Consider the following 15967-nt stretch of genomic DNA (forward strand, 5'->3'; position numbering starts at 1 on the left):
GCGCTTCACTTTGCTCACTGTGACCAGCTCGCAGCGGGACTTGCACCCGCAGGCGTGCGCCCATGCTGGGCGCACACAACAAAAAAGCCCTTGTTTAACAAGGGCTTTTTCATTTCTACAAGACTGTTTTCTTACTGCTTTTCTTTCGCCGGCTCCAGCGCCGCCGTATTGATCTTGACGTCATAGCGCTTACGCAGGGCTGCAACGTAAGCCGAAAAATCCTGCTCGGCCAGGACTCGCGCATATTGCTGGCGCAAGGCATCCAGACGCGGATCGCCCTCACCAACCGTCGGACGGGTCACCTTCTCTATGCGAAAGATCGCGTAACCGGCACCCGGGAGCTTGGCCCCCACATAGCTCGGGAGCTTGTCGACCGGCGCACGGAAGACCGCCCGCACTGCATCAGGAGGCAGATCCTGCGTACCACGCAGCAGACCATGCGGTGCATTCCACACCAGTTCCAGCGACTCACCCTTGACGAGCTTGGCGAGCTTGGCGGCACCGTCCTCCTCCGCCAGCTTGCCGGCCTCTTCACTGACGAGCACCTTGGCAATATCCGCTCTCACCTCTTCAAACGGACGAACGGACGCAGGCTTGAATTCCAGTACGCGGGCCGCCACCATGGTTCCACCACCGACATCAACAGCCTCCGTGTTCCGCTTGTTCTTGACGCTATCGTCGGCAAAGAGGGCAGCGGCAAGCTTCGGATTATCAAAGGGTGGAGCCATCTTGCCATCCCGTGCAATCCAGTCTGTCGTGCGAATCTGTAGCTTGAACTTCTCAGCGGCCGGCTTGAGGCTGTCCGCCTGCTCGTAGACAGTATTGCTGAATCCGTCCATAAGCTCGGCAAACTTCTTCGCAGCCTCAGTGCGTTTCAGTTCGGCGGCAATCTCGGATTTGACCTCGTCGAAGGCGCGCGCCTTTTCCGTCTTCACACCAGTCAGACGAATGATGTGGAAGCCGAAATCCGACTGGACAACCCCGGACAAATCCCCTTCCTTGTCCAACGCAAAAACCGCCTCTTCAAAGGGCTTGACCATCGCGCCACGCGGAAAATAGCCAAGATCCCCCCCTTTGGCAGCCGACCCCGGATCTTGAGAGTTATCCTTGGCCAGCTTCGCAAAATCACCGGGGTTCGCCTTAACCTGTTTCAGCAATCCTTCTGCCTTCTCCCTGGCTACCTTCAAGGTAGCTTCACCCACCGCCTTGTCGGCCTGAATCAGGATGTGGCTTGCGCGGCGTTCCTCACCCTGACGAAACCGCTCGGGGTGAGCGTCGTACTCCTTGCGGAGATCCGCGTCACTGAGCGCGAGTTGCGATGCCAACTCGTCCCGATTGAGAGCGACATACTCCGCCCGAACCTGGGCCGGCAGTTCAAATCGCTTCCGATTTGCCTCGTAGAACTTACGCTCGGCATCTTCGGGCAATTTGACCGACCCCGCATAGTTGGCGGAACCTAGACGCACCTCGCTGACCTGACGCTCTTCCTGTTGAACGGAGTAGACACCTTCCGCAGATTTGCGCGAAACGAGCACGCCTTCGGCCACAACACCGATCAGCTGCTGCAAAGCCAGATCCTGGCGCAGACGCGCCTCGAACACAGCCTGGGTCATGCCCTGGGCCTTCAGCAAGGCCTCGTAGCGCGGCAAGGAGAATTGGCCGTTGTCCTGAAAAGCAGGAATAGATGCAATGGTGTCGCGCACACGCTGATCCGACACCGTCACATGCTTCCTGGCCAGATCCAGCGCCAAAAGACGCTGGTTCACCAAATTTTCCAGAACGGCCCGACGCGCTTCCAGCGTTTCCATCATCGCCGGATTGAAGTTGGCCCCCAAAGCGGTCTGCATCCGCTCTTGCTGCTCCCGCAGCGCCTGCTGGAATTCCGCCTGTGCAATGGAGGAACCTCCTACGGTCGCAAGCTCATCGCCACCACTCATGTTGCGAACATATGAATCCACCCCCCAGAAGGCGAAGGGCAACGTGATCAAGAGCAGAAAAACCTGAACAATCTTCTTGTTGTTGCGTACAGCATCAAACATGCGGGGTCCTTAGTTACGGCGCTTATTGGCAAGTGACTCTCGGCGGGATAATACAAAAAAGGCGAACCTCAGTTCGCCCTCTTTCGCCTGACATTCGTATGATCACCCTTTGAGCACATACAGCAGGGAACTCGGGCAGCCAGCCCGACGTTCAATGAAACTGTAGCCACTGCATGATTGATCGAGTCTACATGCAGGAATCGTAGGGGACAAGGCCCAGAGGATGGCAGCGATAAAAAAGAAAAAAGGCCACATAAAGTGACCTTTTTCATCTCGCAATCTTGATTGCGTTGGCGGAGTGGACGGGACTCGAACCCGCGACCCCCGGCGTGACAGGCCGGTATTCTAACCAACTGAACTACCACTCCAGCTCAATTTCAGCCAATTAATGACTGGTGGGTGCTGACGGGGTCGAACCGCCGACATTCGCCTTGTAAGGGCGACGCTCTACCAACTGAGCTAAGCACCCAGATATCGAAGAGTTCTCGAAATCAATAGCTAATTATTGTAGCGCATCTTTCAATGCTTTGCCAGGCCTAAATTTTGGAATTTTTGCTGACCCAATCTTGATGGCTGCACCCGTTCGAGGATTACGGCCACTACGTGCCGCCCGCTCCCCAACATGAAAGGTTCCAAAACCCACCAAGGTTACAGTCCCCCCCTTTTTCAAGGTTTGCTTGACTGCACCAATAGCAGCATCCAGCGCTCGCCCCGCAGCCGCCTTCGAAATGTCAGCACCAACAGCGATTTGATCGATCAGTTCGGATTTGTTCATACAAGCCCCCTCGTTATCAAAGAAAACAAACAGGAAACTCCGACGACAAATGCTGGCGCAATATCACGAGACTGCCGATGCGCACAGGGATTGATCCTATATAACGCGCTAAAAATCAGGATGTCAAGACGGGACTCGCTGCGCACGCGTCGTCCGCCGTGGCGCGCGCGTTAATCTCCATCGCAAAAATGGTAAAAGGCCGCTATAGCAGCCTTTTACACATTTGCTTTGCTGCAGCGCATGACCGAAGGCCATGCCACACATCTGAAGATGTGTTTAAGCAGCGGCAACAGCGCCCATCGCCTTGATAGCGGCAGACAGGCGGCTCTTATGGCGAGCAGCCTTGTTCTTGTGAATGATCTTCTTGTCAGCGATGCTGTCGATCGTGCTCTGAGAAGCCACAAAAACTTGCTGAGCCACTTGCTTGTCACCAGCCACAACCGCCTTGCGAACAGCCTTGATAGCAGTGCGCAGACGCGAACGCAGGCTAATGTTGAGGGCGCGGGCCTTGACTGCTTGACGGGCGCGCTTACGGGCTTGTGCCGAGTTGGCCATCTTTGAGTAATCCTAAATTAAATGCATTAAAGGCAAGATTTTAATGGCAAGCATCTTCTCTGGCAAGACCTTTTAAGATCTTCCATCAAATGAAAATGCCCCGTACGCAGGCACACGGGGCATTCGAGCCGCTCAATAACTCAGGCTCAGATACGTTCAAAGATCGTCGCGATCCCCTGCCCGCCGCCGATGCACATGGTCACCAACGCATAACGACCGCCAGTACGCTGCAGTTCATAGAGGGCCTTCGTTGCAATGAAGGCGCCGGAACATCCAACCGGATGGCCCAGAGCAATCGCGCCACCGTTCGGGTTCGTCTTGGCCGGATCGAGGCCAAGGACCTTGGCGACCGTCAGCGCCTGCGCGGCGAAGGCTTCGTTGGACTCAATGACGTCCATCTGGTCGAGAGAAAGTCCAGCCTTCTTGAGCGCCAGGCGCGATGCCGGGATGGGGCCTTCGCCCATGACGTCGTTGGGCACACCCGCAATCGCATAGGAGACAAGGCGAGCGAGAGGCTTGTAACCTGCATTGACGGCAGTCGAACCATCGGCCAGCACAAAGAATGCCGCACCATCGTTGATACCGGAAGCGTTACCCGCGGTAACCGTGCCATCCTTCTTGAAGGCCGGCTTCATCTTGGCCAGCGACTCCATCGTCGTCCCGCGCTTGACGTGCTCATCGGTGTCAAAAACGACATCGCCCTTGCGGGTCTGCTTGACGATGGGAACGATCTGGGACTTGAAGCGCCCCTCGTCAATGGCGAGCGCCGCACGACGCTGGGACTCCACAGCAAATGCATCCTGCTCTTCACGACTGAAGCCATGCTTGGCCGCGAGGTTTTCAGCGGTGATACCCATGTGGCCAACGCCGAACGGATCGGTCAGAACAGCAACCATGCTGTCGATTGCCTTGGTGTCACCCATGCGGGCGCCGGAACGCAGGGCCGGCAAGAAGTAAGCCGCCTTGGACATGACCTCCACCCCGCCGCCGACACCATAATCTGCATCACCAAGCAGAATATTTTGTGCGGTCGTGACGATACCCTGCAGGCCAGAGGAGCACAGACGGCCGACCTGCATGGCGACGGACTCCATTGGCAATCCAGCCTGAATGGAGGCGACGCGGGGCACGTAGGCATAGCGGGAGTCAGTAGGCATACAGTTGCCCACGGTGACATAGTTGATCAGCTGAGGATCCACGCCCGAGCGAACAACAGACTCCTTCATCACGATACCGGCCAAATCGCTGGAATCAAATTCCGCCAGCGCGCCTCCGAAGGCACCGATAGCAGAACGTACTGCGCTCAGAACCACCACTTCACGATTAGCCATGTGAACTCCTCCTCAGAATTGCTACGGTTAATTACCAACCCATCCAGCAACGCCCAACAGAGCCAGCACAAGACACACCAGCACCAGCGTACGCCAGATCAGGCCGATAGTACTTTGCATGAAATCGGCGTCGGCCTCATCGCCAACCCCCATTTCCGGACGTTCTATCACTTCCCCGGATTCGTGTATCGGCATACCCAGACGTACTCCCAAGGCGCCACCACCACTCGCCAAGAGTATACCGGAAGCCTTGTCTTTCCATTGTGTAGCCTGGGCACGCCAACAGTACACCCCATCCTCGAAATCGCCGACGATCGAAAACGCTATGGCCGTCAGGCGGACCGGCAACCAGTCAAGAATGGCGAACACTCTTCGGGAGAAATCACCGAAGTCACCAAACTCGTCAGACCGATCCCGATTCCCCCAGGCCTCATTGAAGAAATGCGCGAGTCGATAAAAGACGGCTCCGCTAGGTCCAGGCAACAGAATGAACCAGAAGGCTACTCCAAAAACATTACGGTGCGCAGCAACCAGCGCTTCTTCGATGGCCAGTCTGGCGACCTCACTGGAACTCGCGCCTTCATGGCTCCTCCCCCTCCACTCGGCGATCAGGCGTCGAGCCTGGGGAAGTTCCCCCATACGAAGCGCCAATTGGATGTCTGTAAAAAAATGGCTGACCTGGCGAAAACCCATCGTCAAGTAAAGCACCAGTACATTAAACGCGAAAGCAAGCACCGGATGAACGTGCCAGAGGACGAAATAGAGCAATGCGGAGGCGAAGCAGGACGTGATTATTGCCACCCACCACGCTACCGCACCGTGGCGCGCCTCACCATCGTTGAAGCGATCCTCCAGAAAACGGGCAAAAACACCTAAGGGGGCTTTTACGAAACGCTCCACCGGGAGCGGACGAAGTTGCTCCAGGAGCAAGGCGGCTATCAGAGAAAACAGGGTCATGCGGCGGGGGGCTTTGGTGGGCCCTCATGGTTCAAGCCTATAAAGTGTGGCCTCAAGATACCACCAAACGGACGCAATACAAACGGAGACGGCTCATCTGAGCAGGAATCGGTGAAGACTGACGAGCATTCCCGCCGTTGCCCCCCAAATAAAGTAATCGCCATAGGGCATTGCATAGTATTCGCGACTGACCCCGCGCACCTCTACCGATTGCAGACGATGGTTCGCATGATCGAGCAGAAAGGAGAGCGGAACCTCAAAAGCCTCCGCAACTTCAAAAGCATCCAAAGCCAAATCCAGAGGCGGACTCACCAAACCCACCACCGGAGTCACATCGAAGCCTGTCCCGGTTCGGTACTGGGGCAAACACCCCAACAGCTCAACCTTTTCACGGACAAGACCGATTTCCTCCTCGGTCTCCCGCAGAGCCGTATCCATGGGCGACACGTCGTGCGCCTCGACACGCCCCCCCGGGAAACTGACCTGACCAGGGTGATGATGAAGGTGGTCAGTCCGACGCGTCAGCAAGACCGTAGGCTCCTTCTCGCGCAGAACGATGGGCACAAGCACAGCTGCCGGCGTCAGCGGCCCTGCTAACCCGGCCTCCTCCACAGCAGCATCCGACACAACGCCGTCCACAAAGCAGGCGCGCAACCACTCCACCGAAGCAATTTTTGACAAATCCTGAGCTGTTGTCATCGCTGTCACTATCAATAGCGTTGGCGCAACCGGAGGCTGGCACCATCGTGCCGCATCTCCATGCGATTGAGAAAACTCATACCCAGCAATGCGAAAGGCATGTCAGCACTCTGAACGATTCCGTCAACGTTGCGCAGAACGACATCTCCGACACGCACCGTATCGAACCTGACCTTCCAGGCCTGAGCCACGTCATTGGCCGTCTGCATCGCCACCGTCTCGGCCTTGCTGACATCGATACCCGCCCTCGATGCGTCGGCACGCCCCAGCGACACATATGTCGCCCCCGTATCAACCACGAAACGGATTGCAGAACCATTGATCGAACCCGGTACGTGAAACTGCCCCCGGCTGTCAGCCTGCACGGTTACGGAAGGCGCCCGCTGGCCATCGCTGCCGAGATTAAGGGCCTGCTGCCCAACAACCAGACGCTGACGACGCCCGTCCACTTCGACCACGGCTCCGTCACCATCAACCGCAATGATCTTGACCCCTTCCTGCGTAACGGCACCCACACCAAGCGCCCGAGGACTTCCCCCGTTGATGACCATGAGCGCCTTTCCGGGAAAAACCCCGGCCAATGCCACTTCCGTTGCCCCTGCCGGGATCGCTAGGCAGCCCAGGAGCACGCCGCTACACTGCAGCAAACGACCAATCAAGGGAGTCATCATGAAACCGGTAGCAATCATTCGACATAGCAGGACAGAAGGTCCAGGCCATTTTGCCACATTCCTGGACAGTCATTCTGTACCGTGGCAGTTGTTCAGAATCGACGCGGGCGACGGAGTTCCATCACGGTTTGATGAATTCTCCGGTCTCTGTTTGATGGGTGGCCCCATGAGCGTCAACGACGATCTCCCATGGATCCCCCCTCTTCTTGAACTCATACGGTGCATGATCCATGCCGACCGCCCAGTAATCGGCCACTGCCTGGGCGGACAATTGATCAGCAAGGCGCTGGGAGGCGTTGTTACCCGCAACCCGGTAAAAGAGATCGGCTGGGGTCTGGTGACTGCCGTAGACACGCCCCTGACGTCCCGCTGGCTGGGCAATACCCGCCAGTTCGATAGCTTCCACTGGCACGGGGAGACTTTCTCGATTCCACCTGGCGGAACACGCATCCTCGCCAGCGCGGCCTGCCCCAACCAGGCTTACGTGGTGGGCGAAAAGCACCTCGGCATGCAATGCCATGTAGAGATGACCACTGAAATGATCCACGACTGGTGCCAGAGCGGCGTGGATGAAATCGCAGCCAGTCTACCTTCCCCGACGGTTCAAACCCCCGAACAGATGGCCGAAAACCTCGACAGTCGCCTGGCAGCGTTGAACCGTGCTGCCGAACAGCTGTACTCCCAGTGGATCAAAGGCCTTCAGGCGGACACCTGACGCCCAGGCAAATAAAAACCGGCCCGCAGGCCGGTTCTTACACGTAGCATCAGATCACGCAAATGTATCGATCGTCCGCCCAACCGTGGCGGCCGGATCCGGTGCTGCCACCGGCCTGGGAAGCGCCTCCAGCATTTGCGCCGCGCTCTGCTGCTGCTGATCGAGCACCTTACGCAACATCAGGACGGAAACCGAGTCCTGTGTCTGCACCTGTGACGTGGATGCCAGCGCGGAAACGCTCATCGCTCAATCCCGGAAATTGCCATACTGCAAAGGATAGTCCGTCACATCCTTCCGGACCAGGGCAATACATTCTTGCAGGACATCCCGCTTCGCTCCGCTGATGCGAACGGCCTCACCCTGGATACTGGCCTGGACCTTGAGCTTGCTGTCCTTGATCAGCTTGACGATCTTCTTGGATTGCTCCTGCTCGATACCGACCCGGACGGTGAGCTCCTGCTTGACCTTGTTTCCGCCCACCTTCTGGATATCTCCATGCTTGAGGCAGCGCACATCGATCTTCTTGGCCGTCATTTCGGGCAATAGAATCGCCAGCATCTGCTCCAGCTGGAAATTGCTGTCGCCGTGCAGGATAAGGAGCTTCTCCTGCTGCTCTACGCGAGCATCCGTCCCCTTGAAGTCGTATCGACCGGAAATCTTGCGATTCGCCCCTTCGACAGCATTTTTCAGGGCAACCATGTCGACCTCGGACGTAATGTCGAAAGATGGCATGGACGCCTCCCGGTCAGCCGAAATAACAGACGTAGTGATAGGGTTCGCCAGTCACTTCGATATCGAAGCTGGAATTGCCCGGCACCTTGAAGCTTTCGCCCGCAGCAGACAGCCTCCACTCGGCCTCGCCCTTGAGGCGATAGCGACAGGAACCGCCAACAGTCTCCATCACTTCCGGCTCACCGGTATTGAAAGTCAGACTGGCCGGCAGGATCACGCCGACGGTTTTTTTGCTGCCATCAGCAAAGATGACCGTGTGGCTGACGCACTTGCCGTCGAAATAAACATTGGCCTTCTTGATGACGGAAACACCGTCAAACTGAACTGACTGAGTCATGTTGCTACCTTCACAAGTTTATTCAATGCCTAACAGCTTCTGGATGATTCCCTTGGCCATGAAACCGATGAAACCAACACCAAGCCCCACGAACATCCAGATCGCACCGTACTTACCCGCTTTCGACTCCCAGGCGAGCTGGCCGATGATGAATATCATGTAGGCAATCAGACCACCTACGCACACCTTGAGGGAGATATCCTCGAACTCGGCCACGGTGAGGCCGAATATCACTGGGGCATTCGGATCCATTTTTGTTCAGTCAGCCCCGCTTCGCCTTCGCATTGGCTGCAATGCGCATACGCAACGCATTGAGGCGAATGAAGCCATGAGCATCCTTCTGGTTGTAAGCCCCCTGATCATCCTCGAAGGTGGCAATCGTCGGATCGAACAAGGAGTCAGTCTTGGAGTCACGAGCCACAACGATCACATTGCCCTTGTAGAGCTTGAGACGAACCCAACCATTGACGGTCTGCTGGGTATGGTCGATCAGCGCCTGCATGGCCTGCCGCTCAGGGCTCCACCAATAGCCGGTGTAGATCAGGCTGGCATAGCGGGCCAGCAGATCGTCCTTGAGGTGAGCCACTTCACGGTCCAGCGTAATGGACTCGATGGCACGGTGCGCACGCAGCAGGATGGTTCCACCCGGGGTCTCGTAGCAACCGCGGGACTTCATGCCCACATAGCGGTTCTCGACCAGATCAAGACGACCGATGCCGTGCTTGCCGCCGAGTTCGTTGAGCTTGGCAAGCAGCTCGTGAGCCTTCAAGCGGGTGCCATTGATGGCGACCAGATCACCCTTCTCGAATTCGAGATCGACGTACTCGGCCGCATCCGGAGCCGCTTCCGGAGATACTGTCCAGCGCCACATGGACTCCTCGGCCTCTGCCGCCGGGTTCTCCAGATGACGCCCCTCGAAGGAGATATGCAGCAGGTTGGCATCCATGGAGTACGGGGAGCCGCCCTGCTTGTGCTTCATTTCGATGGGAATGCCGTTCTTCTCGGCATACGCCAGCAGCTTCTCGCGGGACAGCAGGTCCCACTCACGCCACGGCGCGATGACCTTCACGTTAGGCATCAGCGCATAGTAGCCCAGCTCGAAACGAACCTGATCGTTACCCTTACCGGTGGCGCCGTGGGATACAGCATCGGCGCCGGTCTCGCGGGCAATCTCGATCTGGCGCTTGGCAATGAGCGGACGCGCAATGGAGGTACCGAGCAGGTACTCACCTTCGTAAATCGCATTACAGCGGAACATCGGGAACACGAAGTCGCGCACGAACTCTTCACGCAGATCGTCGATGAAGATGTTCTCGGGCTTGATGCCGAATTGCAGCGCCTTGGCGCGCGCCGGTTCGAGCTCCTCGCCCTGCCCCAAATCGGCCGTGAAGGTGACCACTTCACACTGATAAGTGTCCTGCAGCCACTTGAGGATTACCGATGTATCCAGCCCGCCCGAGTAGGCAAGCACAACCTTCTTTACGTCGCTCATGTCCCGCTTTCCGAATATGAGTAAATGAGTCCTAACCGTTTCCGACCGCGCTAAGCGCAGTCCCCCTCGATCTTTCCGATCAGCAGGTATTCCATCAATGCTTTCTGTACGTGCAGACGGTTCTCCGCCTCATCCCAGACAACGGACTGGGGCCCGTCGATAACCTCTGCAGACACTTCCTCGCCACGATGAGCCGGCAGACAATGCATGAACAAGGCTCCGGGATTGGCAACTTTCATCATGTCCTCGTCCACCTGCCAGTCGGCAAAATCGCGCATCCGCTCTTCGTTTTCCGCCTCGAAGCCCATGCTGGTCCACACATCGGTGGTCACCAGATCCGCACCACGGCAAGCCGCCATCGGGTCATCGAAGTGCGCATAGTGACCCGTGCCATACAAACCGGCCCGCTCGGGTTCGACTTCATAGCCCGGCGGCGTGGACACATGGACATGGAAATCCAGCACTTCTGCCGCCTGCAACCAGGTATTGCAGACGTTGTTCGAATCCCCAACCCAGGCCACAGTCTTACCCTTGATCGAACCACGATGCTCAATGAAGGTGTAGATGTCGGCCAGGATCTGGCAGGGATGGTATTCGTTGGTCAAGCCATTGATCACCGGCACCCGCGAATACTCCGCGAAACGCTCGATGATGGACTGCTCGAAGGTGCGGATCATCACGATATCGCTCATGCGCGAGATCACCTGAGCGGCGTCCTCCACCGGCTCACCACGGCCCAGCTGGGAATCCCGCGTGTTCAGGTAGATCGCCGATCCACCGAGTTGCTGCATCCCGGCCTCGAAGGACAAGCGCGTCCGCGTGCTGGCCTTTTCGAAGATCATCACCAGTGTTCTATCGAACAATGGATGATGGGGCTCGTAGCGCTTGAAACGCTCTTTTATCCAGCGGGTGCGGGAAAAAAGATAATCGTACTCAGCGCAGGAAAAATCGTTGAACTGTAAGTAGTGTCTCGGTGCGTTCATGGCACTCGTTCTTCGTTATTGTGCTGCAAGAAATCCCTTGATCAGCGGCACCAATCCATCCACCAACGCGGTTGCTTCGCCTTCGCTGAAATTCAGCGAAGGCAACAAGCGTACAACCTTGTCCGCAGTGACATTGATCAGATAGCCCGCCTCAAGAGCCTGCGCCACCAAGGCACCGCAGGGACGGTCGAGTTCGATGCCGATCATCAGACCGGCGCTGCGGATGTCGAGGACACCAGGAACCCCCTCTAGTGCCTTGCTCAAGCCGCTGCAGATAATACGGCCGATACGCTCGGCGTTCTCGAGAAGACCTTCTTCATCGATAACCGACAAGGTCGTCAGCGCAGCAGCGCAAGCCAGCGGATTGCCGCCAAAGGTCGACCCGTGATTGCCCGGCTGGAAAACACCGGCGGCACGCCCAGCAGCCAGACATGCCCCGATCGGGACACCGGAACCGAGCCCCTTGGCGAGGGACATCACGTCCGGCTTGATATCCGCATTCTGATGACCAAACCACTTGCCGGTCCGTCCGACGCCACATTGCACCTCGTCGAACATCAGCAACAGTTCACGCTCGTCGCACAGCGTGCGCAAGGCCTTCAGATAGGCCTGCTGGGCCACGTGAATGCCACCCTCACCCTGGACGGGCTCAAGCAGGATGCCTACGACGTCGGCGCGCCCTTCAAGGCTGCGCTCGACTGCCGCCAAGTCGTCAAAGGGAACACGCAGAAAACCGCCCACTAGCGGCTCAAAGCCGATCTGTACCTTCTTGTTGCCGGTTGCGGACAGTGTGGCAAGAGTACGTCCATGGAAAGAATGCTCCATGACAATGATCACTGGCTCCGCAATCCCACGCTTGTAACCATACAACCGGGCAAGCTTGATGGCGGCCTCGTTGGCCTCGCACCCAGAGTTGCAGAAGAACACCTCGTCCATCGCTGACAGCTCGGCAAGCCTGTCCGACAGCGCCTCCTGCAGGGGAATTCCGTACAGATTGGAAGTGTGGATCACGCGGGACGCCTGTTCGGCAATTGCGCGAACCAAGCGGGGATGGTTATGCCCGAGTGTCGACACGGCGATTCCGGATAAGGCATCAAGGTATCGCTTGCCGGATAAGTCAAACAGCCAGGAACCCTCCCCGTGGCTGAATGCCACCGGAAGTCGCCCGTAAGTGTTCATCAGGTGAGACATGAAGCAACCTTGTTCCGATGCTCGCCCGCCGCTGACGCAACCCACTGCGCCAGCACCAGAAAGGCGAAACGGCGACTTTCGTCGCCGTCGAATATAGAAAACCGCTGAGGCATTCTAAGTGACAACTGCCAGATTGTACAGGCTTGCGACATCCGCCGTCAGCCAGTCACCTTGCCCCCGCTGGCCGCATCGGCCCGATGTAAGATTTTGCGATGACAACATTGTCGATGTAAACGTCCATATCCCTTGGCGGCGGCGCAGTGCCCCCATGATAGATATTGAACCAGATGGTTTCGATTTTCAGGTCAGGAATATTACGCAGGCGCAGATTCGTCTTTTCATAGGCAAGGCGGCCATCCACCCACGCCCGCAAGACCCCATTCTTCTGCCCTGGTTTGTTGAGTTTCAGATATTGCTCAATGCAGTACCAGCGATTTCTCTGCAAGGCCCCGAGACGATCGAGACTCCAATTCAGCGGATCCCCCGAATCTGACTCCATGTCAGCATGATACGCATACGTACCGATAGGCGTCGTCCCCGCCAGGGGATTGCTCGAACTCGCCATGACCGAGAACAAACCCCGCAATGACCAACCATTATCCCCGGAGCTCTGACGCAAGCCCCAGCCTGCCTTTCCGTACGTACCGCCAAAACCCGGAAGTTTTCCGCCGTCGACGTCAGGCGACCAGCTGGCTCCCAACCTCAGGTAGTACCGAAAATAGACCTCTTCCGGCTCAAATCCGAGCTTTTCACGAAAGCCATAGCGCAAGTCAAGCCCTAGATTCTTGCCTTTTTTGAACCGAACCCTCAAGGCATTGCCCGACAAAGGCGCAAAACCATTCTCAGGATCCTTGCTCACACGCTCAGCAAAAGAGCGCGGATCATAATACGACCATCCAAACTCCCACGCGGCACTCTCGAATCCTGACACAAAATAAACATCCGGATCCTTCGCCAATGCTTCCTCGTTGGCGTACCTGCTGGCCAACCCCGGCCGCGATACCGAATCGGGGCTAGACGGCGGGCTGACAGCAAAGACACCGAGCGTCACCTCACCACCGTATTGCCTTACAAGACTCAGGGTCAACGTTGCTCTGGCCAGACGTCGTTCACGCAAACTTTTCGGCAACGGAAATCCCAGAATACCTCGCGCGCCACCGCCTATCTTGAGACGATTCTCCTGGCCGAGACTCGCATATGTGGAGCAGTCCATATAGGAGTCCGCAGACGGAAATACGATATCTGCGCCACCATCGGAAAACTCAAATGTAACGACAGGACGGTCGGCAATCGCGGAATTCTCCCGACTGCTCACATCCAGGATGCCATTTCCCGCCATTGGCGAAATCATCATGCCCTTTGAGGCATCGGCCTTACCCAGCATCCAATCCTTGACCAGCGCGGTAAGGTCCAGCTGTATGGTCCTCCCCTTGTAAGCCTCGGGAACTGTGACTCTAGAATAAGGCCGCATTCCAAACAGCTGATGCGACGCATCCTGCCAATCCCCACCTTTACGCGCCCAATCCCCCCCAACCCCTCGGTTGAAGGCATGGCAAGTAACCCCATCGGGGCCGTCTCCCAGCGTATCGGCGGCCTCTGCCCATGCCGTCAAGCAACACACCAGCAGTGCCAAGCAAGAGCGCAACCTCAGCCAGCCAAGAATCACCGCGCCCCCTCTCCCGAAGGCGCCTGAGGCTTAACTGCCTCATCCACCTTCCCCTCCTCCTTCGGCTCGGGCACCCCTGACTCCACAGGCGGCACGGGCTTCCATTTGCCAACCTTTTCCAGCTTTTGCCTGAGCCCTGGCAAGGGGTAACCTCGCCCGTAGGCTGCATGGGCTGCGACCAGGGCATCGTCATACCGCCCCAACGCAAACCAACCCAAACCCAGGTTGTACTGGTAATTGGCATTATCCGGAGGAACAGTCTTTTGAGCACGCACGAGACGCTCCTGCGCGGCGACCTTATTCCCCGCATCCAACAGCCACATGCCATACAGCAAATCAACCATCCCATCATCCGGGGCGATCCTGCTTGCAAGCTCGAAATAACAATCAACGCTCACCCCAGCGCCCCTCGGACGATTAGTCTTGTCTCGCTTGGCAAGCCGTGCCATCGCGGACAAAGCCCGATGGTGATTCGGAAAATATCGCAATACAAAGTCCAAATCTGCTCCGATATAAGCCGAACTATCCCCTTTTACCAGAGCCTCAACCTGAGAACTGAAGTGAAAGTGCTCCACGCGCCCCAGCACATCCCCTGGCGCAGCCCGATAATCATAAGGACCACTAGTCACTCCTCCGGGAGTACACCCCCCCAAATCGGCAGCGCCGACAGAGAAGGCATGGAGACCAAACAGGAAGAACAACAACCGCATTCGCAAAGATCTTGCTGCGGGCATGGCACTCATCGACGGGATTCCAATCATGGCGATCTCCAGGGCAAATCAAATGAATTCTGAGGTTACCGCACCGACTCGACAAGCTGCGGAGCACCAACGCGCAAGAAATTGTGAGCCAAACGGAGTGCAAAGCGTCCCGCCGTGCGATCCCAAGGAGTGAATCGAGGCAACTGGAATACGTCGGATTCCGGCCCCACCGATCCGATCGATGTACTGAATGCAGCCTCGTAGCCTGCCTGCCGAACCAACTCGACATCCCGAGCTGAATAATCAGCGCCGGGTTTCCCGTTCGGATAAGCAAAAAAACGCGGCACATGGCCCAAGATGGACCCAAGCTCGTCGCGGTTTCTCTCTATCTCTTCCCTTGCGCCCTTGTCATCCAGAACAGAAAGGATCGGGTGATTCACCGTATGTCCGCCAACGATCATCCCTGCATCTGCCAGCCCCCTCAGCTGAGCCGGACTCATCATCATGCCGGTAGGCAACGATACACCGGCATCCGCCTCGAGGCGCACCAGAGCAGCCTCCCTCACATCCAACGACATATACTTGATCCGCCGCAACAACTCTTCGACAAGACGCTCCCGTGTTTCCACGGGACCAAGCTTGCGGACACTCAGATCCAGCCAGTCCAGATTCAGCTCATCACGCTGCGTCAGGCGGATAGTCTCCCTGACCCGGTCATTGAACATCATGCCGCCGGAAAGAAAGCCGCTCGCCACAAAAAAGGCAGCAACGACGCCATGTCTCTTGAGTATGGGGAGCGCTACCGAGAAGTTATCCTCGTAACCATCATCAAAAGTAATCACCACTGCCCTGGGAGGCAACTTTCCCGCACGGCGCAACTCCAGCGCATCATCAAGCGGCAGAACATTATAAGTATCCGCCAGCATGCCAATCAGGCTATCGAACACTGCCGCATACACTTCGCCGGGGACCATCGGATCCTTCTCCGGCACAACGCGGTGAAATATCAATGCCGTAAATCTGTCCGGACGCCAACCTCCCAGCGATCGCAGCCCCCCGAGTTTCAGGCCAACCGATTGGTAGCTCACGTAAAAGTCCACATGAAAAATAAATTCACGGATAT

18 protein-coding genes and 2 tRNA genes are annotated in these 15967 nt (G+C 57.1%); 1 reads left to right on the plus strand and 19 read right to left on the minus strand.

Annotated features, from left to right (window positions below):
• Nucleotides 1-131 precede the first annotated feature (131 nt).
• The 9 genes from B4920_RS04525 to B4920_RS04565 form a co-directional block, all read right to left on the minus strand.
• A complete protein-coding gene (locus tag B4920_RS04525) occupies nucleotides 132-2039 on the minus strand; it encodes a SurA N-terminal domain-containing protein (RefSeq protein ID WP_079433438.1) in 1908 nt (635 codons plus the stop codon).
• A 291-nt stretch (nucleotides 2040-2330) separates the two neighbouring features.
• Nucleotides 2331-2407: transfer RNA gene (locus B4920_RS04530), tRNA-Asp, on the minus strand.
• Nucleotides 2408-2432: 25 nt separating this feature from the next.
• Nucleotides 2433-2508: transfer RNA gene (locus tag B4920_RS04535), tRNA-Val, on the minus strand.
• A 33-nt stretch (nucleotides 2509-2541) separates the two neighbouring features.
• The gene (locus B4920_RS04540; protein ID WP_079433439.1) at nucleotides 2542-2814 is read right to left on the minus strand and encodes an HU family DNA-binding protein; all 273 of its coding nucleotides are present in this window, start codon (nucleotides 2812-2814) and stop codon (nucleotides 2542-2544) included.
• A gap of 276 nt (nucleotides 2815-3090) precedes the next feature.
• Nucleotides 3091-3369 carry a 30S ribosomal protein S20 gene (gene rpsT / locus B4920_RS04545; RefSeq protein ID WP_079433440.1) on the minus strand — a complete coding sequence of 93 codons (279 nt, stop codon included), beginning with the start codon at nucleotides 3367-3369 and terminating at the stop codon, nucleotides 3091-3093.
• A gap of 146 nt (nucleotides 3370-3515) precedes the next feature.
• Nucleotides 3516-4700 (minus strand): acetyl-CoA C-acyltransferase family protein, encoded by a 1185-nt coding sequence (locus tag B4920_RS04550; protein ID WP_079433441.1) that lies wholly within the window; start codon nucleotides 4698-4700, stop codon nucleotides 3516-3518.
• Between the two features lie 27 nt (nucleotides 4701-4727).
• A complete protein-coding gene (locus B4920_RS04555) occupies nucleotides 4728-5657 on the minus strand; it encodes a CobD/CbiB family protein (RefSeq protein WP_079433442.1) in 930 nt (309 codons plus the stop codon).
• A gap of 93 nt (nucleotides 5658-5750) precedes the next feature.
• A complete protein-coding gene (locus B4920_RS04560; protein ID WP_079433443.1) occupies nucleotides 5751-6356 on the minus strand; it encodes a CoA pyrophosphatase in 606 nt (201 codons plus the stop codon).
• Between the two features lie 11 nt (nucleotides 6357-6367).
• Nucleotides 6368-7045: a TIGR02281 family clan AA aspartic protease gene (locus tag B4920_RS04565; RefSeq protein ID WP_254050830.1), complete on the minus strand. Its 678-nt coding sequence runs from the start codon at nucleotides 7043-7045 to the stop codon at nucleotides 6368-6370.
• Here B4920_RS04565 and B4920_RS04570 point away from each other — a divergent pair.
• Nucleotides 7026-7742 carry a type 1 glutamine amidotransferase gene (locus B4920_RS04570; protein ID WP_079433444.1) on the plus strand — a complete coding sequence of 239 codons (717 nt, stop codon included), beginning with the start codon at nucleotides 7026-7028 and terminating at the stop codon, nucleotides 7740-7742. The genes B4920_RS04565 and B4920_RS04570 overlap by 20 nt on opposite strands.
• Before the next feature lie 54 nt (nucleotides 7743-7796).
• Here B4920_RS04570 and B4920_RS04575 read toward each other — a convergent pair whose 3' ends face one another.
• The 10 genes from B4920_RS04575 to B4920_RS04620 form a co-directional block, all read right to left on the minus strand.
• Nucleotides 7797-7985, minus strand: a complete 189-nt coding sequence (locus tag B4920_RS04575) for a putative motility protein (RefSeq protein ID WP_079433445.1) — start codon at nucleotides 7983-7985, stop codon at nucleotides 7797-7799.
• 3 nt (nucleotides 7986-7988) lie between these two features.
• Complete coding sequence (locus tag B4920_RS04580) at nucleotides 7989-8474, minus strand: YajQ family cyclic di-GMP-binding protein (protein WP_079433446.1); 486 nt, start codon at nucleotides 8472-8474, stop codon at nucleotides 7989-7991.
• A gap of 13 nt (nucleotides 8475-8487) precedes the next feature.
• Nucleotides 8488-8811 carry a pyrimidine/purine nucleoside phosphorylase gene (locus tag B4920_RS04585; protein WP_079433447.1) on the minus strand — a complete coding sequence of 108 codons (324 nt, stop codon included), beginning with the start codon at nucleotides 8809-8811 and terminating at the stop codon, nucleotides 8488-8490.
• Nucleotides 8812-8829: 18 nt separating this feature from the next.
• A complete protein-coding gene (locus B4920_RS04590) occupies nucleotides 8830-9063 on the minus strand; it encodes a DUF2788 domain-containing protein (protein WP_079433448.1) in 234 nt (77 codons plus the stop codon).
• A 10-nt stretch (nucleotides 9064-9073) separates the two neighbouring features.
• Nucleotides 9074-10303, minus strand: a complete 1230-nt coding sequence (locus B4920_RS04595) for an argininosuccinate synthase (protein ID WP_079433449.1) — start codon at nucleotides 10301-10303, stop codon at nucleotides 9074-9076.
• Between the two features lie 50 nt (nucleotides 10304-10353).
• Complete coding sequence (gene argF / locus B4920_RS04600; RefSeq protein ID WP_079433450.1) at nucleotides 10354-11286, minus strand: ornithine carbamoyltransferase; 933 nt, start codon at nucleotides 11284-11286, stop codon at nucleotides 10354-10356.
• 15 nt (nucleotides 11287-11301) lie between these two features.
• The gene (locus B4920_RS04605; protein WP_079433451.1) at nucleotides 11302-12477 is read right to left on the minus strand and encodes an aspartate aminotransferase family protein; all 1176 of its coding nucleotides are present in this window, start codon (nucleotides 12475-12477) and stop codon (nucleotides 11302-11304) included.
• 166 nt (nucleotides 12478-12643) lie between these two features.
• Nucleotides 12644-14110 (minus strand): polysaccharide lyase, encoded by a 1467-nt coding sequence (locus B4920_RS04610; protein WP_139379424.1) that lies wholly within the window; start codon nucleotides 14108-14110, stop codon nucleotides 12644-12646.
• 29 nt (nucleotides 14111-14139) lie between these two features.
• Nucleotides 14140-14904: a tetratricopeptide repeat protein gene (locus B4920_RS28645; protein WP_139379425.1), complete on the minus strand. Its 765-nt coding sequence runs from the start codon at nucleotides 14902-14904 to the stop codon at nucleotides 14140-14142.
• Between the two features lie 35 nt (nucleotides 14905-14939).
• Nucleotides 14940-15932: a polysaccharide deacetylase family protein gene (locus tag B4920_RS04620; RefSeq protein ID WP_216819751.1), complete on the minus strand. Its 993-nt coding sequence runs from the start codon at nucleotides 15930-15932 to the stop codon at nucleotides 14940-14942.
• Nucleotides 15933-15967: the final 35 nt, after the last annotated feature.

It is taken from the genome of Zoogloea sp. LCSB751 (assembly GCF_002028455.1).
Classification (GTDB): Bacteria; Pseudomonadota; Gammaproteobacteria; order Burkholderiales; family Rhodocyclaceae; genus Zoogloea.